Origin of the sequence: Amycolatopsis sp. NPDC004625, assembly GCF_040609695.1 — a bacterium.
Classification (GTDB): domain Bacteria; phylum Actinomycetota; class Actinomycetes; order Mycobacteriales; family Pseudonocardiaceae; genus Amycolatopsis.
On record NZ_JBEXKX010000021.1, the window covers coordinates 133,194 to 159,736 of the forward strand.

Genomic DNA, 26,543 nt, shown 5'->3' on the forward strand with positions numbered 1-26,543 from the left:
GAGGAGGGGACGAGTTGAGCAGGTCACCCTGGCCGCCGGTGCCCGCCGCGCGGCAGGAGATCGACATCGACGTCGACGTGCTGTTCGGCACGCTGCCGAGCCGGCAGCTGGACGCGTCGCTGGACGCGGCGACCGGCCAGCACGTGAAGCACCGGATCCGGCGTGGCCTGGTCTGCTCGCTGCGGGGCGCGCTGTTCGACGCCCGCGCGGGCAACGACGAGCTGCGCAAGGCCGGTGACCGGACGCGGTTCGTGCCCGTCGGCGCGGTCGACGTGCGGGACGCGCTGACCGCGGAGACGGAGATCCCGCGGCTGGCCGCGTCCGGGGTGCGGCTGCTGCGGCTCTTCCCGCCCGAGCAGTGGGTCGAGCCGGATTCGGCCGGGCTGGCGCACATCATCGACGTCGCCGTCGCCCACGGGCTGGTGCTGCTCACCAGCGGGGACTTCAGCCGCTTCTGGCGCCCCTTCGCCGATCGGGGGGCGCGGGTGTGCTTCCTCGACGTGCACGCCTACCGGGTGGCGGACTTCGTCGTGCTCGCCCGCCGCGAACCGGGGTTCGTGGCCTCGACGCGGCTGCTGTGCGGGCCCGACTCGATCGAGCGCATCGCGGGCGAGGTCGGCGCGCACCACCTGGCCTACGGATCGCGGGCCCCGCTGCACGACGTCCTGCCCTCGGCGCTGCGGCTGCGCACGGCCGGGCTCGACGACGCGGCGTGGCGGCAGGTGGCCGGGGGTACGGCCGCGGCGTGGCTGGCGGAGGGGGCATGATCATCGACGTCCACGGCCACGCCGGGCCGTGGTTCTTCAGCACCGACGTCGGGAGGGCCGCCCTGAACCTCGCGCTGATGGACCGCTACGGCATCGACCGCCAGATCGTCTCCGCTTCGGAGGCGGTCACCTACGACATGGTGTCGGGCAACCGGTGGATGGCGGAGGTGCTCGACGCCCACCCGCGCCTGCTCGGGTACGTCGTCGTCAACCCGAACGACCTCCGCACCGCGGCGCGGGAGCTGGAGAAGTACCGGCCCGGCGGGCGGTTCGTCGGGGTCAAGGTGCACACCACCTACCCGGACCGGCCGCTGCTGTCGGCCGAGGTCCGGGACGCGCTCGGGCTGGCGGCCGAGGCGGGGCTGCCGGTGCTGGTCCACACGTGGGACGAGACCGTGCTGGGGCTGGTGGACGTGCTCGAGCGGTTCCCGGACCTGCGGGTGATCGCCGGGCACATGGGCGGCCCGGCGTGGCGGGCGGCCGTCGAGGCGGCCCGCCGCCACGAGCGGCTCTACCTGGAACCGTGCTGTTCGATCACCGACCGCGGCCGGTTCCGGTACGCGCTCGACCGGGTGCCGCTCGGCCAGCTGCTGTTCGGCACCGACAGCACCCTCGTCGACCCCGCGATCGCGTTCGGCGTGGTCATGGAGGACGGGCTCACCGACGAGCAGTACGACCACGTGATGTGGCGCAACGCGGCGAGCCTCTTCGGCATCGCGGTGGAACCGGACCCGATCCCGTGAAGCCGACGGCGGTGCTCCTGGTGGCCACGCTGACCGCGGCCTCGCTCGTGGCCTGCGGCCCGGGCTCGGCCGGCAACACCGTCACCCTGTGGATGTACCCGGTCATCGCCGACCAGGCGCAGAGCCGGGCCTACTGGCAGCGGGTCGAGGCCGGGTTCGAACGCGACACCGGTGCCGACCTCGAGATCGAGCTGCAGCCGTGGGAGGGCCGCCAGGAGAAGCTCGGGGCCGCCCTGATGGCCGGCAACGGCCCCGACGTGGTGCTGCTGCAGTCGGACATGATCCCGCAGTACGCCGGGGAAAACGCGCTCGCCCCGGTCGACGACGTGGTCGCGGCCAGCGCGCGGGCGTACCCGCCGCCGGTCACCGACGCGCTGAAGGTGCAGGGCCGCTCCTACGGGGTGCCGCTGTACCGGACCGTCACGACCACGGTGTACAACCGGAAGCTGTTCGCGGAAGCGGGGATCACGCAGCTGCCGCGGACGTGGGACGAGGTGCGGGCGGCGGCCCCGAAGCTGGCCGCGCACGGCGTCCCGGTGCTCGACTACTCCGGGTCCACCGAGGAGACGCTCAACCTGACCTTCTACCCGCTGCTGTGGCAGGCGGGCGGCAGCGTGTTCACCCCCGACGGCCGCAGGAGCGCGTTCGCGTCGGCGGAAGGCGTTGCGGCGCTGCGGTTCCTGGTCGGTCTCAACGCGGCGGGCGGTCTGCCGCGGGACGCGGCGACCAAGCGCAGCGGGCTGGCCGACGACGCCATGGTGACCGGCCGGGCGGCGATGGCGCACGCGATGACCGCGGCCGCGGCCCGCACCGTCGTCGCCGCGATCGGCCCGGAGAACACCGTGATCGGGCTGCCGCTGCAGGGCCGGGCGCGGGTGACGTTCGGGACACCGGGCGCGTTGTCGTTGCTGCGCAACGCGAAGAACCCGGATGCGGCGCGGAAGCTGCTCGCCTACCTGACGTCGCCTTCGGTGGCCGGCGAGCTCTGCAGCCGCTCCGGCTTCTTCGGGCCGTGGGCGGACGCGGCGCCGCCGTCGGCCGACGACGTCGACAAGGCGTTCGCCCGGGCGCTGCCCTTCACCTCGGCCGGGGACGCCCATCCGCAGGCCCGCAAGGTGATGGGGCTGCTGGCGCCCCACCTGCAGGCCGCGCTGCTCGGCGAGAAGACCCCGGACCAGGCGCTCGCCGAGGCCGCCGCGGAGGTCGACGCGCTGCTCGGCAGGGGCTGATGGCCCGGGCGCGCCGGGCACTGACGGTGCTCGCCTTCCTGCTGCCGGTCCTGGTGCTGTTCGGCGTCTTCCGGTTCCTGCCGATGCTGGGCGCGGTGGGGCTGAGCCTGAGCGAGTACCACCTCGGCGGGGACTGGCGGTTCGTGGGCGCGGACAACTACCGGAGCCTGTTCGCCGACCGGATCTTCCTCGAAAGCCTGCGCACCACGCTCGGCTACGTCGCCCTCTACGTGCCGCTCACCTTGGCGACGGCGCTGGGGGCCGCGCTGCTCCTGCACGTCGTGCCGCGCGGCCGGGGCCTGTTCCGCGCCGCGTTGTTCGCGCCGTACGCCACCAGCCTGGTGCTCGGCGGGGTCGTCTGGCGGTGGGTGCTCGAACCCACCGGCGTCCTGCGGCACCCGGGGCTGGTGCTGCCGGCGCTGGCCGTGGTCGGCGCCTGGAAGGGGTTCGGTTACGCGATGCTCGTGCTGCTGGCGGGCATCGGAAACGTCCCCGCCGGCTGCCTGGAGGCGGCGAAGGTGGACGGTGCGAGCGTCTGGCAGCGGTTCCGCCACGTGCTGCTGCCGTCCCTGCGGCCGGCGTTGTTCTTCGTGCTCGTCGTCGAAACCGTGGGGGCGTTCCAGGTCTTCGACACGGTGTACGTGATGACGGGCGGCGGTCCGGTCCGGGCCAGCTACACGCTGGCGTACGCGGTGTACGACTACGGTTTCCGGTACTTCGACGTGGGCCGCGCCGCCGCCGCGGGGGTGGCGTTGTGGGCCATCGTGCTGCTGGTGTCGCTCACTCAGCGCCGCGCGTTCGAACGGAACCCGTGATGCGCCGCCGGTTCTGGCCGGCCGCGCTGCTGGCCGTCGCCTCCCTGGTGGCCGTCGGCCCGTTCGTGCTGATGGTGCTCGTCGCGTTGTCGCCGGGCAGCGCGCCGACGCTCCCGGAGCGGCTGCCGGACGCGCTCACCGGGGACAACCTCGCCGGTGTGCTCTCGACCGGGAGCTTCCTGCGCTGGACGCTCACCACGGTGGTCTACTCGGTGGTCTCGGTGGTGGCCGTGCTGCTGTCGGCGTCGATGGCCGCCTACGTGTTCGCGCGCAAGCGGTTCGCCGGGCGCGAGGTGCTGCTGTGGTCGCTGCTGTCCACGATGATGGTGCCGTTCCACGCCCTGCTGATGCCGTCGGTGGTGGTGATCTCCCGGCTCGGCTGGTCGGACACCTACGCGGGGCTGATCGTGCCGACGCTGGCCAACGCCCAGGCCGTCCTGCTGCTGCGCCAGTTCGTCGCGGCGCTGCCCGACGAGGTCTTCGACGCGGCGCGCGTCGACGGCGCCGGCGACTGGCGGGTGTACCTGAGTGTCGTGCTGCCGCTGTGCCGCCCGGTGCTGGCGACCCTGGCGGTGTTCGTCTTCCTGTGGCACTGGAACGACTTCCTGTGGCCCCTGGTGGTCGCCCAGTCCGACGGGATGCGCACGCTGACGGTCGGGCTGTCCACTTTGGAGGCCGGGCACCTCACCGCGGGCGAGCTGATGGCGTCGGCCACCGTCACCGGGGTGCCGTGCCTGCTGGTCTTCGTGATCCTGCAACGACACCTGGTGCGCACGATCGGCTTCACCGGCTCGGGACGCTGAGCCCCAGCCGATCCCGGGCCGACACCGTCCGCTCGTGCGACAACGGCATCCCCAACCGCTCGAACAGATCCGCAGCCTCCTCGAAACAGGCGGCGGACTCCTCGAACCGCCGGTTGCGGTGCGCCACCCAGCCGAGGCTGTAGAGCACCGAAGCCTTGTCCGCGCTCTCGTCGTCCGGGGAGAACACCGCCAGGGAGCGCGACATCAGGCTCGACGCGCGGTCCGCGTCGCCCTGCTCGGCGCACGTCGCGGCGAGCACGTGCAGGGCGAGCGCCTCGTCGCGGGGGCAGGACGCCGCGTGGAACAGCTCGATCGCCTCGGCCAGCGCGGCCTCGGCCGCTTCGCGGTCGCCGCGGTCCTTGTGGTGCAGGCCGAGGCTGAACAGCGCGCAGGCCTGGCCGTAGCGGCTGCCCAGGTCGCGGAACGCCGTCAGCGCCGTCCCGAGGCACCGCGCCGCCTCGTCGAGGCGGCCCTGGTTCCGGTGGACGATGCCCAGCGCCTGCTGCACGAAGGCGGCCCCGGCGGTGTCCGCGCACCGCTCGAAGGTGGCCCGCGCCTGGTCCAGCTCGGCCGCCGCATCGGCGTGCCGGCCGTGGAACAGGTGCACGCTGCCGAGGCCGAGGTTCGCGTAGGCGTGGCCGCGGCTTTCCCCGATCTCGGCGAAGATGCCCTGCGCCTGGGCGAAGTGTTCGTTCGCCTCGCCGTAGCGGTCGCGGTAGAACGCCAGCGCGCCGAGGCCCTGGTGCAGGATCGCCCGGCTGCGCCGCGCCCCGGCGCGGACCGCCGCGGCCAGCGCGAGCTCGTGGGTGTGCTCCCACAGGTCGTAGTGGCTGCGCAGGTCGAACAGGGTGGTCAGGACGCCGGCGGTGTCGCAGGCCAGGGTCGTCATGTCCAGGGCCAGCGCCTGTTCGAGCACGGCGACCAAGGCGTCGCGCTCGGCGTCCAGCCAGGCGAGCGGATCGGCCGGCAGCTCCTCGAACGTGTCCGGGTCGAACGGTGGGGCCGGTGTGAACCGCACCTTGAGGAACCGGCACGGCAGCCCGGATTCCGCGCGCACGGCCAGCCCCAGCCACGCGCCGAACGCCCGGCGCAGTGCCGCGGTCCGCTCGGCCGGCGGGTCGACGGCGTTCGCGCGTTCCCGGGCGAACACCCGCAGCAGGTCGTGGAAGCGGTAGCGCCCGGTCCCGGAGACCTCCACCAGGTGCACGTCGACGAGGCTGTCGAGGACGTCCTCCGCCGCCGGCAGGCCGGTTTCGAGCAGCGCGGCGACCACCCAGGCCGGGAAGTCGGGGACGTCGAGCAGGCCCAGCAGCCGGAACGCCCGCTGCTGGAGGTCGTCCAGGGCCTCGTAACTCCACGCCAGGCTGGCGCGGGCTTCGAGGTCGTCGATGCGCAGTTCGTTGAGCCGGGTGCCCTCGTCGGCGAGCCGCGCGGCCAGCCGGCCGACGGTCCACTGGCCGCGGCGGGCCAGCCGGGACGCCGCGATGCGCAGCGCCAGCGGGAGGTTGCCGCAGTAGCGGGCCACCGCGGCGGCGGCGTCGGGTTCGGCCGCCATCCGCGCCCGCCCGGCGATCGACGCCAGCAGCCGCACGGACTCGTCGGCGCCGAGCACGTCGAGGTGCACGGTGTGCGCGCCCACCAGCTGCCCGCGGCTGGTGGCCAGCACGGCGGACCCGGGCGAGCCGGGCAGCAGCGGGCGGATCTGCGCCATGCTCGCGACGTCGTCCAGCACGATCAGCACCCGGCGGGCGGCCAGCTGCGACCGGTACAGCGCGGCGCGGGCCTCCAGGTCCGCCGGGACGGCGTGCGGGTGCACGCCGAACGCGATCAGCAGGGTCGCCAGCACGGTGGCCGGCTCGCGCGGCGACGAACCGGGGCCGCCGAGCCGGACGTAGAGCTGGCCGCCGGTGAAGTGCCCGCCCGCCTCGTGCGCCACCCGCACAGCCAGAGCCGTCTTGCCCACCCCGGCCTTGCCGGTGATGGCGGTGACCACCGACCGCGACGGGCGGGTCAGCAGCCGGTGCAGCTCGGCCGCTTCGGCGACCCGGCCGGTGAAGTCGTCGATGTCGGGCGGCAGCTGCATGGGCCGCACGGCGTCGCCGTCTTCGGGCACCTCGCCGCGCAGGACGCGCTCGTGCAGGTCCCGGACCGCGTCACAGGGTTCGACGCCGAGCGCTTCGACGAGCACGCCCCGCAGCGCGCGGTAGGTTTCCAGCGCTTCGGCGCGCCGGCCGGCCCGGTGCTGGGCCAGCATCAGCCGCTGCCACAACCCTTCCCGCAGCGGCAGCTGCCGCACCAGCGCGGCCAGTTCGGGGATCAGCGTGCTGTACTGGCCGGCCGCCAGCCGGGCGTCGGCGAAGTCCTCCCGGGCCGCGGCGGCCGTCTGCTGCAGCCGCGCCACCTCGACCTCCAGCCAGCCGGCGCAGGGGACGTCCTCGAGCGGTTCGCCGCGCCACGCGCGCCACGCCTGTTCCCAGAGGGCCACGGCCTCGCCGGCGTCACCGGCGGCCAGCGCCGTCCGGGCGGCCTCCGCCGCGGCCTCGAAGACGTGGGTGTCGAGCCGGCCGGGGTCGATGCGCAGCCGGTAGCCGCCGCCGTCGGTGACCAGCAGGCCGGGCAGGCCGATCCCGGCGAAGTCCCGGCGCAGCCGGCTGACGTAGGTGTGGACGTTCGCGACGGCGGAAGCGGGCGGCCGCTCGCCCCACAGGGCCTCCACGAGGGCGCCGAGCCCGACCGGCTGCGGGGTGCGGACCAGGAGCGCGGCGAGCAGGGCCCGCTGCCGCGGCGCCGCCGGCTTCAGCGGCCGGCCCGCGTTCGTCACGTGCAGCGGACCCAGAATCCCGAACCGCGCGGTCTCGCCCAAGATTTGCCACCCCGGATGGGGAACGTAGCAGACCCGCCCGGCGCTTTGATCGCCCGAAAGGGGCGTCCCCGGCGTGTAGGTCCCGTGTAGGCCCTGCTCGTTACGGTGGGGCGGTTCGCCGATATCACCCGTCGAGGGGATGGCGAGACCCTGTCACCGGAGGAACGCATGAAGAACCGCACCAAGTGCGCCGGCCTCGCCCTGGCCCTTACCCTCACCGGGCTCGGCGGCGCGCCCGCCGACGCCGCGACCAGCCAGGACTTCGGGCCGGTCGTCGTCACCGGGGTGCCCAAGGCCCCCACGCCCCCGGCGAAGGCCACGCAGAAGGTGGTGCCGCTGGCCACGATCGAGACGCAGGTGGCGGCCGGGGCGACCGCGTACGTCTACTCGGAGCTGCGCGCCTACGACGCCGACCAGGCGAACCTGATCGACAACGAGATCCGGTGCACCGGCGCGGGCGCGTCGAACGTCGTGCTGGGCGAGAACGTCCTGCCGGCAACGCACCCGGACCCGGCGCTGCGGGACATCAAGATCATCAACCGGTTCCTCGTCACGGCGACGACGAGCGGCGCCCTGAGCTGCACGCTGTCCCTCCGCACGGCCTCGACGTCGGCCTTCGAAGCGCGGGAAACGGTGTCCGGGACGCTGCGGTTCGCCTCGACGTCGGTGGGCGGCGACGCGGCCGGGACGGCGATCCAGCGGTCCCTCCCACCGGGCAACCTCCCGGTCACCTCGGCCACGGTCGCCCCGGTGGTGACGGCCGGCCTGCCGGCGGGCTACCGGGAGCTGGCGGTGATCGCGGACGTGGAGTTCCACCGCGGCCCGGAGCCGAGCCCGGACAGCCCGATCCACTATTCGACGGCCCGCTTCACGCTGACGGCGACCACGAGCGGCGGCCCGGACTGCGCGAGCGCACCGGTGGCGCAGACGGAGGAGACGGTGGTGCGCGGGGTCAACCACGCGGCGATCCCGCTGTACACGAAGGTGCCGGTCAGCCCGGGCTGCACCCAGCTGAGCGCGAAGGTGACGACGACGTACGTGGCGGGCAACCCGGGCTCGGTGGGCGGCGCGGCGGCGGGCCTGACGGACGAGACGGGCGTGAGCGGCTCGACCCCGAACCACACCTCGGCGATGACCCACCTGTTCGTCGTGCCGAGCTGACGCGCCGGTGGCGGCGGGTCAGGGGGTGCACCCGCCGCCACCACCGGTGCTGCCCGATGCGCAGTTGCCGGTCCACTCGGTCGCCGCGGCGATCGAAGCCCGGATGCGGCCGGCTTCGGCGCTGCGGATCAGCGAGGCCAGCGAGGTTTCGCGCACGTTGCCGAGCGAAAGCCACCGCGCCATCGGGCAGGGTGTCACCGATCCGTCGGGCAGCACCGCGGCCACGCCCTTCGCGCACCGGCCGCACAGCTCGGTGATCTCCGGCCGCCGACCGGCGGCGCCGCGGCCGAGGTGCCGCACCCGGTCCACCGCGATCCGGGTGACGCCCAGTTCCCGGAGCTTCTCCCGGGCCGCCGCCACCCGCTGGCCCGGCCGGACGTCGATGACGCCGACGTTCACCGGGATGTTGCGGGCCAGCGCGGTCTCGATCGTCGCCGTGGTCCTGGCGTGGCTGCCGCGCCGGCCGACGATTTCGTCGTGCTCCGCCGGATCGTCCGAGTAGTAGCTCGTCCCGAGCTCGACGCCGGGCGAGGTCACCGCGGCCCACATGCGGGCGGAGAGGCGGACGAGGTTCGACGTGATCTCCACCCGCAGGCCGGTGTCCGTCGCGTGCCCGACGAGCTCCGGCAGTTCCGGGCGCAGGGTCGGCTCGCCGCCGATGAACTGGACCTTGCGCACGCCGATCGCGGCGGCTTCGTCGATGACCCGGATCCAGTCGTCGCGGGTCAGCGGGCCGTGCCGGCCCGCCGGAGAGCTTTCGGCGTAACAATGAACGCAGGCCAGCTGACATTTACCGGTGACTTCCAGCCAAACGAGATCCACGGGACCGCTGCCGGTTCGCATCCGCCCAGTCTCGCAGGATCGGGCGGGCGGCGGGAGAGCCCGGATATGCTGCCGGGCAACCCCGCGCGCCCAAGGTGAGTGATGGCCCACCCCGACACATCCGGCGACGAGCCGGTTCCGGCCGGGACCCGCTCGACGCTGTCCGGCACCGCCGCCGACGTCGTGCAGGCCCGGGACATCAGCGGTGGCGTGCATTTCCACGGTGCCCCCGCCACCGGGTCCGGTGTCCCCCGGCAGCTGCCCCGCGACGTGCGGGACTTCGTCAGCCGGACGGCCGAGCTGGCCCGGCTGGACCGGGCGTTGCTCGGTGCCGAGCCGGCCGGGCTGACCGTGGTCGTGGGCACGGCCGGCGTCGGCAAGACGGCGCTGGCCCTGCGCTGGGCCCACCGGGCGGCGGACCGGTTCCCGGACGGGCAGCTGTACGTGAACCTGCGCGGGTACGACCCGGGCGCACCGGTCACCGCGGACCAGGCGCTGGACCGGTTCCTGCGGGCGCTGGCCGTCCCGCCGCTGCGGATCCCCGACGACGTCGAGGGCAAGGCCGCGCTCTACCGGTCCCTGCTGGCCGGCCGCCGGATGCTCGTGGTGCTGGACAACGCCGCGCACATCGGCCAGGTCCGCCCGCTGCTGCCGGGCGGCTCGGCGTGCCGCACGATCGTCACCAGCCGGGACCGGCTCGAAGGCGTGCTGGCGCACGACGGAGCACAGCGCGTCACCCTGGAGACCCTGCCCGAGGCCGACGCGACGGCGCTGATCCGGGCGCTCACCGCCGACTACCGCAGCGGCGACGAACCGGGTGACCGCACCGAACTCGCGCGGTTGTGCGCCCGGCTGCCCTTGGCCCTGCGGGTCGCGGCCGAGCGCGCGGCCTCCCGGCCGTGGATGCCGCTGGCCGAGCTGATCGGCAACCTGCGGGACGAATCCCGCCTCTGGGACGAGCTCGCGGCCGGCAGCGACGAGACGCACGACGGCGTCCGCGGGGTGTTCGCGTGGTCCTACCGGTCCTTCGCGCCCGACGCGGCACGCATGTTCCGGCTGCTCGGGCTGCATCCGGCCGCCGAGTTCGGCGCGTGCGTCGCCGCCGAGGCGGCCGGTCTGCCGATGGCGGCCGCCCGGGCCCTGCTGGACTCCGTCGTGGGTGCCCACATGCTGGAGCAGACCGCGGCCGACCGCTACCAGTTCCACGACCTCCTGCGCGCGTACGCCACCGACGCGGCACGCCGCGAGGAACCGCCGGAGAACCAGCGGGACGCCGTGGGCCGGATCCTGGCGTGGTACCTGCACGCGGCCCACGCGGTCGGCACGGCCATGCGCCACTGGGGGCGGATCCTGGCGCCCGACGCCCTGCCCGCGCCGGCCACCGTGCCGCAGTTCGCCGACCGCGGCGCGGCGGTGGAGTGGTGCCGGCTCGAAGGCCCGAACCTGTTCGCCGCCATCCAGACGGCGGCGAAGTCCGGCCTGGACACCGTCACCTGGCAGCTGGCCCTCGCGGCCGAATCGGTCATGCACGGCATGCCGTCGGCGGACCGGCGCGCGGCGGTGCACATCGCGCTCGCCGCCGCGCGCCGTGACCGCGCCCGCCAGGGCGAAGGCCAGCTGCTGACCACGCTCGCCGAGATCGAACGGACGAAAGGGCGGTTCGACGACGCCGCGGCCCACGCCGAGGAGGCGCTCGCCGTCTTCCGCGAGCTCGGCGACCAGCGCGGCCTGCGGATCACCCTCAACTTCCTCGGCGTCGTCCTCCTGCACCGCCGGCAGTTCGGCCGGGCGGCCGAACGGTTCGAGAACCTGCGGGAGCTGCAACGCGCCGACGGGGACGTCGAAGGCGAAACGGCAGCCCTGTTCAACCTCGCCGAGGCCTACGACGGGATGGGACGGCACCGCGACGCCGTCGGCGCGGCCCGGTACAGCGTGGCGCTGGGCCGGGAGCTGGGGAACCGGCACTTCGAACTCGTCGGGCTCGTCCTGCTGGCCCGGGCGACGGCGAATCTGGGCGGTGTCGCCGAGGCGCTGACCGACGCCGCCCGAGGTGTCGAACTCGCGCGGGAGCTGCGCGACACCCGCACCGAAGGCTGGGCGTTGCTCGACCACGGCCGGATCCAGCGCCTCGCCGGCCGGTACGACGACGCCCTTTCGTCCTACCGGCAGGCCCTCGGCATGTTCTCGGAACTCAGCGTGTCCCAGCGACGGGCCTGGTCGCTCGACGGGATCGCCACGACGTACCGGGAAGCCGGTCGCGCCGGGGACGCCGTGCACTACCACCGGCAAGCAGCCGAAACCGCGCGGGCCGCCGAAGCACCCGCCGTGCTGGGTCTCGTCCTCGCCGGCCTGGCCGAATCGCTGGCCGCGGCCGGCGAGGACGCCGAAGCCGGGCCGATCCGGCACGAAGCGGCCGGCCTGCTCGCGCAGCTCGACGACCCGGAAGCGGCCGCCAGGCTCGAACGGCTCCGGCGCGCCTCGCCCTGATCGACGGAGGCGCGGGTCAGGGCGTCCGGGCGTTCAGCGACCCCGCCAGCCGCCAGGTGCGCAGGCGGTCGCGGGACGACCGCAGGCCCGACTGGATGAGGACGACTTCCGTGGCCCCCGCGTCGAAGTACCGGCGCAGGCCCGCTTCCACCACCCGCTCGTCCCCGATCAGGGCGAGGTCGGCCGCGTGCGTGGCCCCCTCGGCGTCGAGGATGCGGCGGTACGACGGGATGTCGCCGTAGTAGCCCAGGTGCACCGCGGCGATCTGGCGGACCGCCGCCACGTCGTCGGTGACGACCGCCGGGACGGCCGCGATCACGCGTGGTTCCGGGCGTCCGGCGTCGGCGGCGGCCTTGGTGAGGGTGGGCACGATGTGGTCGGCCAGCGCGCGCGGGCCGGCCAGGAACGGCAGGGTGCCGTCCGCCAGCTCCCCCGCCACGCGCAGCGCCTGCGGCCCCATGGCGGCGACGACGATCGGGACGCCCCCGCCGCCGGGGACGGTCGTGGGCAGCGGCGGGCAGGCGGTGAGGGTCTCGCCGTCGAACAGCGGGCGGCTGCCGCCGAAGATGTCGCGCAGCACGGTGAGGGATTCGCGCAGGGACGTGATCGGCGGCGGGTATTCGAAGCCGAACGCCGGTTCCAGCAGGCTTCGCACGCCGAGGCCGAGGCCGAGGGTGAACCGGCCGCCGGTGGCGGCCTGCGCGGTCTGCGCCTGGGCGGCCAGGTGCAGCGGGTGCCGCGGGTAGAGCGGGACGACGGCGGTGCCGACGGCGATGCCGGGCACCTCCCGCCCGGCGAGGGCGGCGAGGGTGAGGGCATCGTGGTCGAACAGCTGGGAGAACCAGACCGAGCGCAGTCCGGCGGCCGCCGCTTCCCGGGTCTGGGCGAGCAGTTCTTCGACGCTGTTGGCGGCCCCGGAGAGGTCGCCGGCGGGCAGGGCGGCACCGATGGTCATGGGGTTCCTCCGGGCTCGGGCGGGTTCGGGGCAGGGGAATTCACGGCGGGGTTCGGCCGCGGCCCGGCGCGATGGGCGACGCGCGGCCGGTGGCACCGGAGCCCGGGGGCGACCGGCCCCCTCACGAGTTCGGGCCGGGCAGGCGGCAAAGCCGGGGGCGGCCGTTCCGGCGAGACGACCGCAACTCCGGCAGCGCCCGCCGCATCACGCTTCCTCCGGGTAATCGGACTCCCGGCGCCACGAGATCGGGCGGGGGCGCGGCAGCCGGCGGTGCCCGGCACGGCCCGTCGACCGCGGTGCCCCCTCGGGCTGGCCCCGGTCGGCCGCCAGGTCGTACTGGTTGCGGCCCACCGAGATCCGCGGGGCCGCCGTGCGGTTGCCCGCCACCGGTGCCCCCGGCACCGGCGTCAGCGGCGCCGGCGTCAGCGGCGCCGGGTCCGCGGCCACCGAAGCACGGGCGCGGCCCACTCCGGCGAGGACCTGGCTGACCAGCTCGTCCCAGCTCAGGCCGCCCGCCTGCTCCCCCGCCGTCAACGCACGGGTGATGCGGCCGGCCGCATCGGCGAAGCGGCTCTCGCGGACCGCCAGCTCGCCGAGGGAACGCTCGAGCGCCGCCTCGGCCCGGCGGTCGCCCGCCGGGACCACCGCGTTCAACGCCGTTTCGCCGCTTTCGCGCCAGTCCGCGTACCAGCCGCGCTCGCCGGCCAGGTCGGCCACCGCCAGCGCGAGTTCCGCGCAGTAGCGGGGTTCCCCGGCGTCGGCGGCCTGGCGCACCGCGGCCAGCAGGCCGGTGTGTTCGCGGTCGTACCAGGTGCGCGGGTCGCCGGGGCCGGCCGGCACCGGGGTCCGGGGCAGGCCCTCCACCGCGACACCCCGGGCTTGGTCGGCCAGGTGCAGCCAGGCGCCGAAGAGCCTTCGTGACGCCGCCGCGCGCTGGGGAAGGGGTTGGGCCGCCAGCAGTTCGAGCGCGAGCAGGCGGGTGAGGGACGGCAGCCGGTAGCGGGTGCCGGCCACGTCAACGAGCCGGGCGTCGACGAGGGCCTCCAGCGCGTCGGCGGCTTCGGCCGGGCCGAGGTCCGCCAGTGCCGTCGCGGACCAGCCGGGCCAGCTGCCCGCCGGCAGCAGGGCCAGCCGGGCGAACAGGTCCCGCGCCGGGGCCGGCAGCTCGTCCAGGCCGCGTCCGACGGCGTCGCGGACGCCCGCGCCGAGCCGGCCCAGCCGGTCGTCTTCGGCCCGCAGCCGCGCCACCGCCTGGGCCAGCGTGCGGCCGGGTCGCGCGGCGACGTGCGTGGCGGCGCCGGTGACGGCCAGCGGCAGCCCGCCGCACAGCTCCACCAGTTCCACCGCGTCGGACAGCTCGGCGGTCACGCGGTCTTCGCCGACGAGGGCCGAGACCAGCTCGACGCCTTCCGCGCCGTCCAGCACGTCCAGTTCGGCCACGGCCACGCCGGGCCGCGACGCCACCCGGGTGCCGGTGGTGACGAGCAGCCGGCAGCCGCGGGCGTCGGCGACGAACGGCGTGACGCGCGACAGGCTCGCCGCGTCCTCCAGCACGGTGAGGACCCGGCGTCCGGTCAGCACGCTGCGGTACAGCGCGGCGCGGCCGTCCAGTTCCTCGGGGATCTCCGCCGCGGGCACCCCGAGCGCGTGCAGGAACCGGGCGAGCACGTCGGCGGCGTCCTCTTCGGCAAGGCGTGCGTAGAGCACCCCGTCGGGGAAGGCGGGAGCGGCGCGGTGGGCGGCCTCCGCGGCCACGGCGGACTTGCCGACGCCGCCGCGTCCGGTGAGGACGGTGACGACCGCGGCGCCGGGGCCGTCGTCGGTGAGGCCGCGCCGCAGCCCGGCCAGCAGCCGCTCGTGGCCGGTGAAGTACGGCAGGCGCGCCGGCAGCATCCGCGGGGCCGCCCAGCCGGCCGCGGGCGGTTCGCTCGAACCGGCGAGGATGTCCTGGTGCAGCTCGCGCAGGGCGGTCCCGGGTTCCAGGCCCAGCTCGTCGACGAACCGGCGGCGCACGGCCCGGTAGGCGGACAGCGCCTCGACCCGGCGGCCGCACCGGTGCAGCGCGGTCATCAGCTGCAGCACGAACCGTTCGCGCAGCGGGTACTCCTCGGTCAGCACCGAGATCTCCCCGACGACCTCGCGGTGCAGCCCCAGTTCGAGCTCGGCGTCGAGGCAGTCCTCGAGCACCTCGACGCGCCGCTCGGCGATCCGGACCTGGTGGGCCCGCACGACGCCGCTGTCGATGCCGGTGAGCGGTTCCCCGCGCCACAGCGCCAGCGCCTCGCGGAAGGCGGCCCGGGCGTCCTCGGGGCGGCGCGCCGCCCGGCCGCGGGCCACCAGGGCCTCGAACGCGTGCAGGTCCAGCTCGCCGGGCGCGAGGTCGAGGCAGTAGCCGCTGCCGCGCGCGGAGATCCGCTCCCCCAGCCCGGCCTTGAGCAGCGCGCGCCGCAGGGCCGACACACAGGTCTGGACCTGCGCCCGGGCCGTCGCGGGCGGCGCGGCACCCCACAGCGCGTCGAGCAGCACTTCCAGCGGTACCACGCGGTTGCCGTTGAGCAGCAGCAGCGCGAGCACCACCTGCTGGCGGCGAGCGGTGACGACGACCGGTTCGCGGCCGTGGACCTGCAGGAGGCCGAGGACTCGGAAACCGGTATCGGGGACGACGTGGAGCGAGGGCGCTCCGGGGGTCGGCACGGTGGTCTGCACGGTGTTCCCTCCGGGGATCAGACGAGGACTTCGGGCGGCGCCGGGTGCCCGAGGAAGGCGGTGGGGCTGGCGGTCAGGCCGTACGCGCCGGCCTGGAAGATCGCGATGAGGTCGCCGATCGCCGCGCCGGGCAGGGAAACCTTGTCGCCGAGGAGGTCGAGCGGGGTGCACAGGCAGCCGACGACGGTGACCGTCTCTTCGGGTCCGCCGGGCGCGGTCGCCAGGGCCAGGGGGTAGTTGCGGCGGATGGCCTGGCCGAAGTTGCCGGACGCGGCCAGCTGGTGGTGCAGGCCGCCGTCGACGACGAGGAACGTGGTGCCGCGCGAGACCTTCCGGTCGACCACGCGGGTGAGGTACACCCCGGCCTCGCCGACGAGGTAGCGGCCGAGCTCGATCACCACGCGCGCTTCGGGCAGCGCGGGCCGCAGCGAGACGTCCAGCAGCTTCGCCAGGTTCTCGCCGACCTCGTCGAGGTCCAGGGCCGTGTCGCGGGCGGTGTAGGGAATGCCGAAGCCGCCGCCCAGGTTGACCGACCGGACCGGGCCGGGCGCCGCCTCGGCGAGCTGCAGCACCAGGTCGACGGTCGCGCGCTGGGCCTCGCAAAGGCTTTCCGCGCGCAGGTTCTGGGAGCCGGCGAAGACGTGGAAGCCCTGGAAGTCGAGCCCCGCGGCGCCGACTTCGGCGAGCACGGCGGGGACGCGCTCGGCGTCGATGCCGAACTGCTGCGGGCCGCCGCCCAGGCGCATGCCGGACCCGCGCACGGCGAAGTCGGGGTTCACCCGCAGCGCCACGCGCGGGGTGAGGCCGAGGCGGTCACCGGCCTCGCGGACGCGGGCGAGCTCGGTGGTGGACTCCAGTTCCACCGTGACGCCGGCGGCGACCGCGCGGGCCAGCTCGGCCGCGGTCTTGCCGGGTCCGGCGAAGCTGATCCGTTCGGGCGGGACGGTCGTGTCGAGCGCCTGCCGCAGTTCCCCGGCGGAGGCGACGTCGAGGCCGTCGACGAGACCGCTGAGGTGGTGCAGCAGCGCGGGCATCGGGTTGGCCTTGACCGCGTAGCTCAGTTCGACGTCGCCGGGCAGCGCGGCCCGGACCCGCTCGACGCGGGTGGTGACGAGCGAGCGGTCGTAGGCGAAGAAGGGGGTGGTGCCGACCCGCGCCGCGAGCCGGTCCACGGGCACGCCGCCCACGGTGAGCACACCGCCGGCGCGGCGATGCGGCGCCGCCGCGGCTTCCGTCGTGTTCGCCATCGCTTTCCTTTTCTTCGAGCACGGGTGAAATGGCAACCGGAAAACGCACCACCGTCGGTTCCCGGCGGTACGGGGACCACTGAAGCAACTACCCACCCACCCGGGCATGGGTAGTCCTCACCCAGATTCGGCGCGGGGGTGGGGATGGGGGCACCCAGGTGTACCTGCTGTGTCCGCGCGGTCACCGGAGTGACATCACCCACCGGCGACGAACACACTATTTCCACAGGTCAGAGCGATTGACCACACCGTTCGGCGCAGTCGCCGCCCCCGTTGCTCCAGCCGGGTGGCCCGCTGCCGGTGGCAGCTTCCTGCCGTCGCCTGCCTGCCACCGCCGGGCCGGGAAACACCCCTTGACGAACGGGGTGCGCAGCCCGCACGATCGGAATCCACCGGCACCACCGGGAATTGCCCGAACCGCCGGCGCCACGCGCATTCCCCGATTTCCGCGATCCCTTCCGACGATGGGTGAACTATGTCTTCCCTGCCTGCTCCCGGTGAGCCGATCGCGGTGGTCGGCATGTCCTGCCGGCTGCCCGGCGCCCCTTCCCCCGCCCGGCTGCGCCGGCTGCTGGCCGAGGGCCGCGAGGCCGTCGGCGCGGTCCCGCCGGGCCGGTGGCCGGACGGCGACGGGACCGGGCGCGGCGGCTTCGTGTCCGATGTGGACGGTTTCGACGCGCCCTTCTTCGGCGTCTCCCCGCGTGAGGCCGCGGCGATGGACCCGCAGCAGCGGCTGGTGCTGGAGCTGGCGTGGGAAGCGTGCGAGGACGCCCGGATCGCGCCCGGCACGCTGCGCGGCAGCGGCACCGCCGTCGTGGTCGGGGCGATCAACGGCGACTACGCGCTGCTGCACGACCGCCTCGGCGCCGGCCCGCACACGCTCACCGGCACCCACCGCAGCCTGATCGCGAACCGCGTCTCGTACCTGCTCGGGCTGCGCGGCCCGAGCCTGACCGTCGACTCCGGACAGTCGTCGTCGCTGGTGGCCGTGCACCTGGCGGCCGAGCAGCTGCGCCGCGGCACCGCGGCGGTCGCGCTCGCCGGCGGGGTGAACCTGAACCTCCTGGAAGCCGTCACCGAGACCGTCGGCCGCTTCGGCGCGCTGTCCCCGCAAGGCCGCTGCCACACCTTCGACGGCCGCGCCGACGGGTACGTCCGCGGCGAGGGCGGCGGCCTGGTCGTCCTCAAGCCGCTGAGCACCGCGCTCGCGGACGGCGACCGGGTGCACGCCGTTCTGCTGGGCGGCGCCGTGAACAACGACGGCGGCGGCGACGGCCTCACCGTGCCGCGGGCCGGGGCGCAGACCGAGGTGATCCGGCTGGCGTGCGCCGACGCCGGAGTCGCGCCGGCCGACGTCCAGTACGTCGAACTGCACGGCACCGGCACCCCGGTCGGCGACCCGATCGAGGCGGAAGCTCTCGGGGCCGCGTTCGCCGGCGACCGCCCGGAGCCGCTGCCGGTCGGTTCGGTGAAGACCGTCGTCGGCCACCTCGAAGGGGCCGCCGGGATCGCCGGGCTGCTGAAGGTCCTGGTGTGCCTGGCCGAGCGCCGGCTGAGCCCGAGCCTGAACTTCGCCACGCCGAACCCGGCCATCCCGTTCGAGACGCTGAACCTCGCGGTGGTGCGGGAGGCCCGGGACTGGCCGCGGCCGCAGGACCGGCTCGTCGCCGGGGTGAGCTCGTTCGGCGTCGGTGGCACCAACTGCCACCTCGTCGTGGCCGAAGCCCCGGCGGCCACCCCGCCGGAAGACGTCGTCGCCGAGGACGTCCCGCTGGTGCTCTCGGCCCGCTCGGCGGCTGCATTGCCCGCCCAGGCCCGCGCGCTGGCGGAGCACCTCGCCGAGCACCCGGAGCTGACGCACGGCGATGTCGCCCGGTCGCTGCTGCGCAGCCGGGACCTCTTCGAGCACCGCGCGGTCGTGTTCGACGACCTCGCGTCGCTGGCCGCCGGGACGCCGTCGGAGCACGTCGTGACCGGCCGGACCGTCGACGGCGCCGACGTCCTCGTGTTCCCCGGGCAGGGTTCGCAGTGGCCGGAGATGGCCCGCGCCCTGCTGCGCGACTCCCCCGTGTTCGCCCGCCGGCTGGCCGAGTGCTCGGCGGCGCTGGCGGAGTTCGTGGACTACGACCTCCTCGACGGCCTGCGGGCCGGCACCGCGGACCTCGACCGCGTCGACGTCGTCCAGCCCGCGCTGTGGGCGGTCATGGTGTCCCTGGCCGAGGTCTGGCGCGACGCGGGGCTCACCCCGGCGGTCGTCGTCGGGCACTCCCAGGGCGAGATCGCCGCCGCCACCGTGATCGGCGCGCTGTCCCTTTCGGACGGTGCCCGCGTGGTCGCCCTGCGCAGCCGGGCGATCGCCGGGATGCCGCGCGGCGGCGGGATGATGTCGGTCGGCGCGCCCGAGGACGCGGTCGGGCCGCTGCTGCCGGCCGGGGTGTCGGTGGCGGCGGTGAACGGCACCCGGTCCGTGGTGCTGTCCGGGCCGGCCGACGCATTGGCGGCGTTGCACACCACGCTCACCGGAGACGGCTACCGCGCGAAGATCCTGCCGGTCGACTACGCGTCGCACTCGGCGGCGGTCGACCCGCTGCGGGAGGAGATCCTGCGGCTGCTGGCCCCGGTGCGGCCGGTGTCCACTTCGGTCACTTTCGTCTCCGCACTCACCGGAAAGCCGTTCGACACCAAGGATCTCGACGCCGAGTACTGGTTCGAAAGCCTGCGCCGCCCGGTCCGGTTCGCCGAGGCGACCGCCGGCGCGCTGACCGCCGGCGGCGCCCGGTTCGTCGAGTGCAGCCCGCACCCGGTGCTGCTGGGCAGCATCGAGGAGACCGCCGAAGCCCAGGACCGCGCGGTGGCCGTCGTCGGCACGCTGCGGCGGGACGACGGCGGCGGCGACCGGCTGCGGCGCAGCCTGGCCGAGGCGTTCGTCGCCGGCGCCGGTGTGCGGTGGGACGTGCCCGGAGAGCGGCTGGTGGACCTGCCGGCGTACGCGTTCCAGCGGACCCGCCACTGGCTCGGCGAAGAAGTGGCGGCCACCCCGGTCGCCGTCGACCCGGCGCGGGTGGCGGACCTGGTCCTGGCCACGGCCGCGGCCGTCCTGGGCCACGCCGACGCGGCCGGGATCGACCCCGCGAGCACGTTCAAGGACCTCGGCTTCGACTCGGTGAGCGTGGTCGAGCTGCGCACCCGGCTGCAGGCCGCCACCGGGCTCAAGCTGCCGACGACCCTGCTGTTCGACTTCCCGACCCCGAACCACCTCGTCGCGCACCTGCGGGCCCGGCCGGCCGAGGCCGCTCCGGCGGCGGACACCGCGCCGCGGCAGGACGACCGGATCGCCGTCGTCGCCATGGGCTGCCGCTTCCCCGGCGGCGTCACCTCGCCGGCCGAGCTGTGGGACCTGGTCGCCGCGGGCGCCGAGGCCGTCACCGAACTGCCCGCGAACCGCGGCTGGGACCTCGACACGCTCCTCGGCGAGACCGGCCCCGGCTCGTGCGCCACCCGGTTCGGCGGGTTCCTGCACGACGCCGACCGGTTCGACCCCGCGTTCTTCGGCCTGAGCCCGCGCGAGGCGCTGGCCATGGACCCGCAGCAGCGGGTGCTCCTGGAGATCAGCCACGAGGCGATCGAGCGCGCCGGCCTCGAGCCGGACGCGCTCGAAGGGACCGACACCGGCGTGTTCGTCGGCGCGATGGCCATGGACTACGGCCCGCGGCTGCACGAGCCGACCGGGTCCGTCGACGGCCACCGCCTCACCGGCACCTCGCCGAGCGTCGCGTCGGGCCGGATCGCCTACACCTACGGACTGCGCGGACCCGCGTTGACGGTCGACACCGCGTGCTCGTCGTCGCTGGTCGCGATCCAGCTGGCCGCCGACGCGCTGCACCGCGGCGACTGCTCGCTCGCCCTCGCCGGCGGCGTCACGGTGATGGCCGCGCCCGGCAACCTGGTGGACTTCACCCGCCAGAACGGCCTTTCGGCCGACGGCCGCGCCAAGGCGTTCTCCGCCGACGCCGACGGCACGGCCTTCGCCGAGGGCGCGGGGATGCTCGTGCTGGAGCGGCTGTCCGACGCCCGCCGCCACGGCCACCCGGTGCTGGCCCTGCTGCGCGGCGGCGCGACCGGCTCCGACGGCGCCAGCAACGGCCTCACCGCACCCAACGGCCAGGCCCAGCAGCAGGTGATCCGCCGGGCGCTGGCTTCCGCCGGACTGTCCACATCGGACGTCGACGTGGTGGAGGCGCACGGCACCGGAACGGCGCTGGGCGACCCGATCGAGGCGCACGCCCTGCTGGCGACGTACGGGCAGGACCGCGAGACGCCGCTGTGGCTGGGGTCGCTGAAGTCCAACATCGGCCACACCCAGGCCGCGGCGGGGGTCGCCGGGGTGATCAAGATGGTCGAGGCCCTGCGGCACGACACGATCCCGCGCACGCTGCACGCCGAGGTGCCGAGCCCGCACGTGGACTGGGCGAGCGGCCGCGTCGAGGTCCTGTCGGCGCCGCGGTCGTGGCCGGAGCGGGGGCGCCCGCGCCGGGCGGCGGTGTCGAGCTTCGGGATCAGCGGGACGAACGCGCACGTGGTGCTGGAAGCGGCTCCGGCCGGGGATCCCGCGGCCGCCGCTCTGCCGGACTCCGCCGGAGCCGCGACCGCCGCACAGCCGGGGCCGACCGCGCCGCTGCACCCCCACACCGGCGCCCCCCTCCGCACCCGGTCCGAAGGCGCGGCCGCCGAGCCGCTCGTCTGGCCGCTGTACGCCCACACCGACACCGCCCTCCGCACCCACGCCGACCGCCTGCGCACCTACGCCGAAACCGCGTCCGGCCACGAGCTCGCCGCCACCGCCGCGATCCTCGGCCGCCGCCGTCCCGGCGCCTGCCGGGCGGTCGTCGTCGCCGAGGACCGGGCCGACCTCGTCGCCGCCCTCGGTGCCCTCGCCGAAGGCGCCGCGCACCCCGCGCTCGTCACCGGGACCGCCGCGGGCGACACCGCGCCCGTCTTCGTCTTCCCCGGCCAGGGCGCCCAATGGCCGGGGATGGCCGCCGAACTGCTCGCCGCGGACGCCACCTTCGCCCGGCTGCTCACCGAAGCGGCCGAAGCACTCAAGCCCCACACGGGCTGGTCCGTCCTCGACGTGCTCACCGGCGCCGAAGGCGCGCCGGGCCTGGAGGGGACCGATGTCGTGCAGCCGGTGCTGTTCGCCGTCATGGTCGCCCTCGCCGGACTGTGGCAGGCCGCCGGGGTCGCTCCGGCCGCGGTGGTCGGCCACTCCCAAGGCGAGCTGGCCGCGGCCGTCGTCGCCGGGGCGCTGCCGCTCGCCGACGCCGCACGGATCATCGCCGTCCGCAGCCGGCTGCTCACCGCCGAGCTCGACGGCACCGGCGGCATCCTCGCCGTCGGGCTGCCGGTGGCGCAGGTGCGGGAACGGCTGGCGCCGTGGGCCGGGCGCCTGTGGCCGGCCGTGGACAACGGCCCGACGGGCACCGTGGTGGGCGGCGACCTGGAAGCGATCGAGGAGTTCGCCGCCGCCTGCGCCGACGTCCAGATCCGGCGCACCCCGGTGGCCTACGCGGCCCACACCCCGCACGTCGAGGCCGTCCGCGACGCCCTGCTCGCCGCAATCGGCGACCTCGCCCCCGCCGACACCGCGACCACCATCTGCTCCTCCTGCACCGGCGGCTTCCTGCCGGGCTCGGAGCTGACCACCGGCTACTGGTACCGCAACCTCGCCGAGCCGGTCCGCTTCGACACCGCCATCCGCGCCTTCGCCGGCTACCGGCGGCCGCTGTTCGTCGAGGTCAGCCCGCACCCCATCCTGGCCGGCGCGGTCCAGGAGATCCTGGCCGACGCGGACATCGACGGCACCGCCGTCGGCACGCTGCGCCGCGGGGAAGGCGGGCGAGCGCGCTTCCTGCTGTCCCTCGCCGCGGCGCACGTCCGGGGCACGGCGGTGGACTGGCCGCGGCTGCTCGGCCCGGTCACCCGCCACCCGGACGTGCCGACCTCGGCGTTCGACCGGCAGCGCTACTGGCTCACCGGCCACGCCGGCGGCCTCCTCGGCGCCCCCACCCCGGTCGCCGACGGCGGCGGTTCCGTGGCCACCGGGCGGCTCTCGCTCACGTCGCTGCCGTGGCTGGCCGGGCACGCGGTCCGCGGCACGGTCCTGTTCCCCGGCACCGGGTTCGCCGAGCTGGCCCTCGAAGCGGCGGACGGCGGCAGCGTCGAGGACCTGACGCTGGAAGCGCCGCTCGCGCTGCCCGCCTCGGGCGCCGTCGAAGTCCAGGTCGGCCTCGGCCGCGCGGACGAAGGGGGCCGGCGCCCGCTGACCGTCCACTCGCGACTCGCCGACGGACCGTGGACCCGGCACGCGACCGGCACGGTGCGCCCGGAGCAGCGGCCCGGCACTCCGCTGCCGGTCTGGCCGCCCCTCGGCGCGGAGCCGGTCGACCTCGACGGCGCCTACGCCCGGCTGGCCGAACGCGGCTACGAGTACGGGCCCGCGTTCCGGGGGCTCACGGCGTTGTGGCGCGACGGCGACGACCGCTACGCCGAGGTGGAGCTGCCCGCCGAAGGCGAGTTCACCGCCCACCCCGCGGTGCTCGACGCGGTCCTGCACGCCCTCGTGCTCGACGGCACCGAACTGCTGCTGCCGTTCTCCTTCGGCGGCCTGCGGATCACCTCGCCGCTGCCGGGTTCGGTGCGGGCCCGGCTGACCGGCTCGGCGACGGCCGGCGTCGAGGTCACCCTCTACGACACCGCCGGCACGCCGCTCGGCGGGATCGAGTCGCTGCTGCTGCGTCCCGCCGCCGAAACCACGGCGAACGCGGAGCTCTACCGCGTCGAATGGACGCCGGCGCCGCTGCCGGCGGCCGACGACCGCCAGTGGACCGTGATCGGCACGGAGCTGCCCGAGGTCGTCCCGCCCGTCGTGCTCACCACCGCGCAGGAGCTGCCCGCCGTGCTCGACCTCGTGCAGCGCTGGCTGCTCGACGAGCGTTGCGACGGCTCGAAACTGGTGTTCCTGCAGGACCCGGGCTCGCCCGAAGGCGCGCCGGTGTGGGGCCTGGTCCGCTCGGCGATCGCCGAGCACCCCGGCCGCTTCGCCCTCGCGGGGGCCCGGCCCGGCGCGGCCTTGTCCGCGGCGCTCGACGCCGATGAGCCACAGTTCGCCGTGCGCGACGGCGCGGTGCTCGTGCCCCGGCTGGCGCGGTACGCCGCCGAGCCGTCCACTGTGGACTTCGGCAGCGGCACGGTGCTGGTGACCGGGGGCACGGGCGGGCTCGGAGCCCTGGTCGCCGAACGGCTGGTGACCGCGCACGGCGTCCGTGACCTGCTGCTGGTTTCGCGCCGCGGTGGCGACGTCCCGGCGAACCTGACCGGGCTGGACGCCCGCGTCCGGGTGGTGGCCGCCGACGTCGCCGACCGCGCGGCCCTCTCGGCGCTGCTGGCCGGGGAGACGCTGACCGGCGTCGTCCACGCCGCCGGGGTCCTCGACGACTCGACCATCACCGGGCTCACCCGGGCCCGGCTGGACACCGTGCTGCGGCCCAAGCGCGACGCCGCCTGGCTGCTGCACGAGCTCACCGAGGACCAGCCGCTGGCCGCGTTCGTGCTGTTCTCCTCGATCGCCGGGGTCCTCGGCAACCGCGGCCAGGCGAACTACGCCGCCGCGAATGCGTCCCTGGACGCGCTGGCGGAACACCGGGCGGCGCGCGGGCTGCCGGGCGTGTCGATCGCGTGGGGCCTGTGGGCCACCGCCACCGGCATGACGTCGGCGATGAGCGCCACGGACCGCTCGCGCCTCACCGGCGTCCGGCCGATCAGCGAGGCGCAGGGGCTGGCCGCGTTCGACGCCGCGCTCGGGCTGTCCGGCACGGTCGTGGCGTCCACCTGGGACACCGCGGCGCTGCGGGCGGCCGACGAGGTGCCCGCCGTCCTGCGGAGTTTCGTGCCGGTGCGCCGCGCTGTTTCGACGGCTCCGGTGCCGGCCGGCCTGGCCGGGCAACTCGCCGGGCTCGACCGGGAGACGGCGGCCGCGACGGTGACCGGGTTCGTCCGGACGGAGGTCGCCACGGCGCTCGGACACCGGTCACCGGCGTCGGTCGAGGTGGCGAAGCCGTTCAGCGAACTGGGGATCGACTCGCTGACGTCGGTCGAGCTGCGCAACCGCATCGGGGCCGGCACCGGGCTGCGGCTGCCCGCGTCGCTGCTGTTCAACCACCCGACCGTCGAACTGCTGGCCGCCCACCTGCTCGGCGAGCTGCTCCCGCCGCCGCCCGACCCGGCGCGGCGGCTGCGCGAGGCCCTGGCCGAAGTCCTGCCGGACGCCGGCGACGAGGACCGCGTACGGCTGGCGGACGTCCTGCGGGAGGCCCTCGACGGGCTCGACGGGCTCGACGGGCTCGGCGAATCGCCGTCGCTCGGCCTCGCCTCGGACGACGAGCTCTTCGCCTTCATCGACAAGCTCTGACCTTTTGCGAACGGATAGGGGTTCGGTTATGACCGGCGAAGACAAGCTTCGCGACTACCTGAAGCGGGCGACGGTCGAGCTCGCGGGCGCACGCAAGCGGCTCGCCGAGTACGAGGCCCGCGAGAGCGAGCCCATCGCCGTGATCGGCATGTCCTGCCGGTTCCCGGGCGCCCCGGACGTCGACTCGTACTGGAAGCTGCTCCGCGAAGGCCGGGCCGCCGAAGTCGGCGACGTGCCGGACGGCCGGTTCGACCACGTGCCCGGCGTCCGCCGCCGCGGCGCGTTCCTGTCCGAAGTGGACGGCTGGGACGCCGGGTTCTTCGGCTACGCGCCCCAGGAAGCGCTGCGGATGGACCCGCAGCAGCGGCTGCTGATGGAGCTGGCCTGGGAGGCGATGGACGACGCGGGCACCCCGGCGCCGCGGCTGCGGGGCAGCCGCACCGGCGTGCTCCTCGGCTTCTCCGACGCCTTCCAGTACGGCCAGGTGGAGGCCGAACGCGAAGGCACCGGCGTGTACGCCGACCCGTACATGGGCCAGGGCAGCCTCGCCAGCGTCGTCGCCGGGCGCCTCGCGTACCACTTCGACCTGCGCGGGCCCGCTTTCTCGCTGGACACGGCGTGTTCGTCGACGCTGGTCGCGGTGCACCTGGCGGCCCGCGCACTGCGGGCGGGCGAGTGCGACTACGCGCTGGCGGGCGGCGGATTCCTGGCGCTGCACCCGTTCCTGTACGTCTACAGCAGCCGCAACGCGCTGCTGTCGCCGACCGACCGCTGCCATACGTTCGACACGAGCGCGGACGGCTACATGATGGGCGAGGGCGGCGGCATGGTGGTGCTGACCCGGCTGTCCGACGCCCTGCGCGACGGCCACCGCGTCCGCGCGGTGATCCGCGGCTCGGCGGTGAACCAGGACGGCCGCAGCAACGGCCTGACCGCGCCCAACCGCAGCGCCCAGGTCGACGTGATCCGCCGCGCGCTGTCCGACGCCGGCGCCGCCCCGGCCGACGTCGACTTCCTGGAGGCCCACGGGTCGGGCACACCGCTGGGCGACGAGATCGAGCTGGGCGCCCTCGGCGACGTGTTCGGCGGCCGCCCGGCCGACCGGCCGCTGACGGTCGGGGCGGTCAAGACCAACATCGGCCACACCCACACCGCGGCCGGCATCGCGGGGCTGATCAAGACGGTCCTGGTGCTGGAGAACGGCGAGGTGCCGCCGAACCTGCACATGACCGAGCCGGCGGAGCAGGTGCTGGCGAACACCGCGGTGCGCCCGGCCACGGCCCTGGCTCCCCTGCCGGACGGCCGCCCGGCGGTGGCGGGAGTCAGCTCGTTCGGCTGGTCGGGCACGAACGCCCACCTGGTCCTGCAGTCGGCACCCGATCTGCCGCAGCCGGTCGTGAGTGGTGAGGAGGGTTCTAACCCTGTTCGACGATCCGCACGGTCGGCGTGGACCGCCGGGGCTACAACGGCGTCGTCCG

The 26,543-nt window shown here is 75.2% G+C and carries 14 protein-coding genes; 9 read left to right on the plus strand and 5 right to left on the minus strand.

What is annotated here, in order from left to right:
• Positions 1 to 14 precede the first annotated feature (14 nt).
• The 5 genes from ABZW17_RS24520 to ABZW17_RS24540 are packed head-to-tail and all read left to right on the plus strand — an operon-like array spanning position 15 to position 4,357.
• A complete protein-coding gene (locus ABZW17_RS24520) occupies positions 15 to 767 on the plus strand; it encodes a hypothetical protein (protein WP_354818438.1) in 753 nt (250 codons plus the stop codon).
• Positions 764 to 1,510, plus strand: a complete 747-nt coding sequence (locus ABZW17_RS24525) for an amidohydrolase family protein (protein WP_354818441.1) — start codon at positions 764 to 766, stop codon at positions 1,508 to 1,510. The genes ABZW17_RS24520 and ABZW17_RS24525 overlap by 4 nt, the downstream gene beginning before the upstream one ends.
• The gene (locus ABZW17_RS24530; RefSeq protein ID WP_354818444.1) at positions 1,507 to 2,739 is read left to right on the plus strand and encodes a sugar ABC transporter substrate-binding protein; all 1,233 of its coding nucleotides are present in this window, start codon (positions 1,507 to 1,509) and stop codon (positions 2,737 to 2,739) included. The genes ABZW17_RS24525 and ABZW17_RS24530 overlap by 4 nt, the downstream gene beginning before the upstream one ends.
• Positions 2,739 to 3,554 (plus strand): sugar ABC transporter permease, encoded by an 816-nt coding sequence (locus ABZW17_RS24535; protein WP_354818447.1) that lies wholly within the window; start codon positions 2,739 to 2,741, stop codon positions 3,552 to 3,554. Before ABZW17_RS24530 ends, ABZW17_RS24535 begins: the two co-directional genes overlap by 1 nt.
• Entirely contained in the window at positions 3,554 to 4,357 is an 804-nt protein-coding gene (locus ABZW17_RS24540; RefSeq protein WP_354818450.1) for a carbohydrate ABC transporter permease, read from the plus strand. Before ABZW17_RS24535 ends, ABZW17_RS24540 begins: the two co-directional genes overlap by 1 nt.
• On the opposite strand, the gene ABZW17_RS24545 is transcribed toward ABZW17_RS24540, so the two are convergent.
• Positions 4,338 to 7,220, minus strand: coding sequence for a BTAD domain-containing putative transcriptional regulator (locus tag ABZW17_RS24545; RefSeq protein WP_354818453.1), 2,883 nt, complete (start codon positions 7,218 to 7,220; stop codon positions 4,338 to 4,340). The genes ABZW17_RS24540 and ABZW17_RS24545 overlap by 20 nt on opposite strands.
• A gap of 168 nt (positions 7,221 to 7,388) precedes the next feature.
• Between ABZW17_RS24545 and ABZW17_RS24550 the strand changes: the two genes are divergently transcribed.
• Positions 7,389 to 8,381, plus strand: a complete 993-nt coding sequence (locus tag ABZW17_RS24550) for a hypothetical protein (RefSeq protein ID WP_354818456.1) — start codon at positions 7,389 to 7,391, stop codon at positions 8,379 to 8,381.
• 18 nt (positions 8,382 to 8,399) lie between these two features.
• Here ABZW17_RS24550 and ABZW17_RS24555 read toward each other — a convergent pair whose 3' ends face one another.
• On the minus strand, positions 8,400 to 9,224 hold the full coding sequence (locus ABZW17_RS24555) for a radical SAM protein (RefSeq protein ID WP_354818459.1): 825 nt from the start codon (positions 9,222 to 9,224) through the stop codon (positions 8,400 to 8,402).
• A gap of 81 nt (positions 9,225 to 9,305) precedes the next feature.
• On the opposite strand from ABZW17_RS24555, the gene ABZW17_RS24560 reads away from it, so the two are divergent.
• Positions 9,306 to 11,690, plus strand: coding sequence for a tetratricopeptide repeat protein (locus ABZW17_RS24560; RefSeq protein ID WP_354818462.1), 2,385 nt, complete (start codon positions 9,306 to 9,308; stop codon positions 11,688 to 11,690).
• 16 nt (positions 11,691 to 11,706) lie between these two features.
• Here ABZW17_RS24560 and ABZW17_RS24565 read toward each other — a convergent pair whose 3' ends face one another.
• From ABZW17_RS24565 to ABZW17_RS24575, 3 genes are all read right to left on the minus strand, one after another.
• Positions 11,707 to 12,645: a TIGR03564 family F420-dependent LLM class oxidoreductase gene (locus ABZW17_RS24565; RefSeq protein WP_354818465.1), complete on the minus strand. Its 939-nt coding sequence runs from the start codon at positions 12,643 to 12,645 to the stop codon at positions 11,707 to 11,709.
• A 204-nt stretch (positions 12,646 to 12,849) separates the two neighbouring features.
• Positions 12,850 to 15,351 carry a BTAD domain-containing putative transcriptional regulator gene (locus ABZW17_RS24570; protein WP_354818468.1) on the minus strand — a complete coding sequence of 834 codons (2,502 nt, stop codon included), beginning with the start codon at positions 15,349 to 15,351 and terminating at the stop codon, positions 12,850 to 12,852.
• A 17-nt stretch (positions 15,352 to 15,368) separates the two neighbouring features.
• Positions 15,369 to 16,598 (minus strand): pyridoxal-dependent decarboxylase, exosortase A system-associated, encoded by a 1,230-nt coding sequence (locus tag ABZW17_RS24575; protein WP_354818471.1) that lies wholly within the window; start codon positions 16,596 to 16,598, stop codon positions 15,369 to 15,371.
• Between the two features lie 475 nt (positions 16,599 to 17,073).
• Here ABZW17_RS24575 and ABZW17_RS24580 point away from each other — a divergent pair, with 475 nt between their 5' ends.
• Together ABZW17_RS24580 and ABZW17_RS24585 are read left to right on the plus strand one after the other, a co-directional pair.
• Positions 17,074 to 25,065 carry a type I polyketide synthase gene (locus ABZW17_RS24580; RefSeq protein WP_354818474.1) on the plus strand — a complete coding sequence of 2,664 codons (7,992 nt, stop codon included), beginning with the start codon at positions 17,074 to 17,076 and terminating at the stop codon, positions 25,063 to 25,065.
• Positions 25,066 to 25,093: 28 nt separating this feature from the next.
• A partial coding sequence (locus ABZW17_RS24585; protein WP_354818477.1) for a beta-ketoacyl synthase N-terminal-like domain-containing protein occupies positions 25,094 to 26,543 on the plus strand: 1,450 nt, incomplete at its 3' end.

Bases quoted from the DNA above. Each gene is read 5' to 3' on its own strand.
- ABZW17_RS24525 (WP_354818441.1), top strand. From the start codon at position 764: ATGATCATCGACGTCCACGGCCACGCCGGGCCGTGGTTCTTCAGCACC.
- ABZW17_RS24535 (WP_354818447.1), top strand. From the start codon at position 2,739: ATGGCCCGGGCGCGCCGGGCACTGACGGTGCTCGCCTTCCTGCTGCCG.
- ABZW17_RS24540 (WP_354818450.1), top strand. From the start codon at position 3,554: ATGCGCCGCCGGTTCTGGCCGGCCGCGCTGCTGGCCGTCGCCTCCCTG.
- ABZW17_RS24550 (WP_354818456.1), top strand. From the start codon at position 7,389: ATGAAGAACCGCACCAAGTGCGCCGGCCTCGCCCTGGCCCTTACCCTC.
- ABZW17_RS24555 (WP_354818459.1), bottom strand. From the start codon at position 9,224: ATGCGAACCGGCAGCGGTCCCGTGGATCTCGTTTGGCTGGAAGTCACC.
- ABZW17_RS24560 (WP_354818462.1), top strand. From the start codon at position 9,306: ATGGCCCACCCCGACACATCCGGCGACGAGCCGGTTCCGGCCGGGACC.
- ABZW17_RS24565 (WP_354818465.1), bottom strand. From the start codon at position 12,645: ATGACCATCGGTGCCGCCCTGCCCGCCGGCGACCTCTCCGGGGCCGCC.
- ABZW17_RS24575 (WP_354818471.1), bottom strand. From the start codon at position 16,598: ATGGCGAACACGACGGAAGCCGCGGCGGCGCCGCATCGCCGCGCCGGC.
- ABZW17_RS24580 (WP_354818474.1), top strand. From the start codon at position 17,074: ATGTCTTCCCTGCCTGCTCCCGGTGAGCCGATCGCGGTGGTCGGCATG.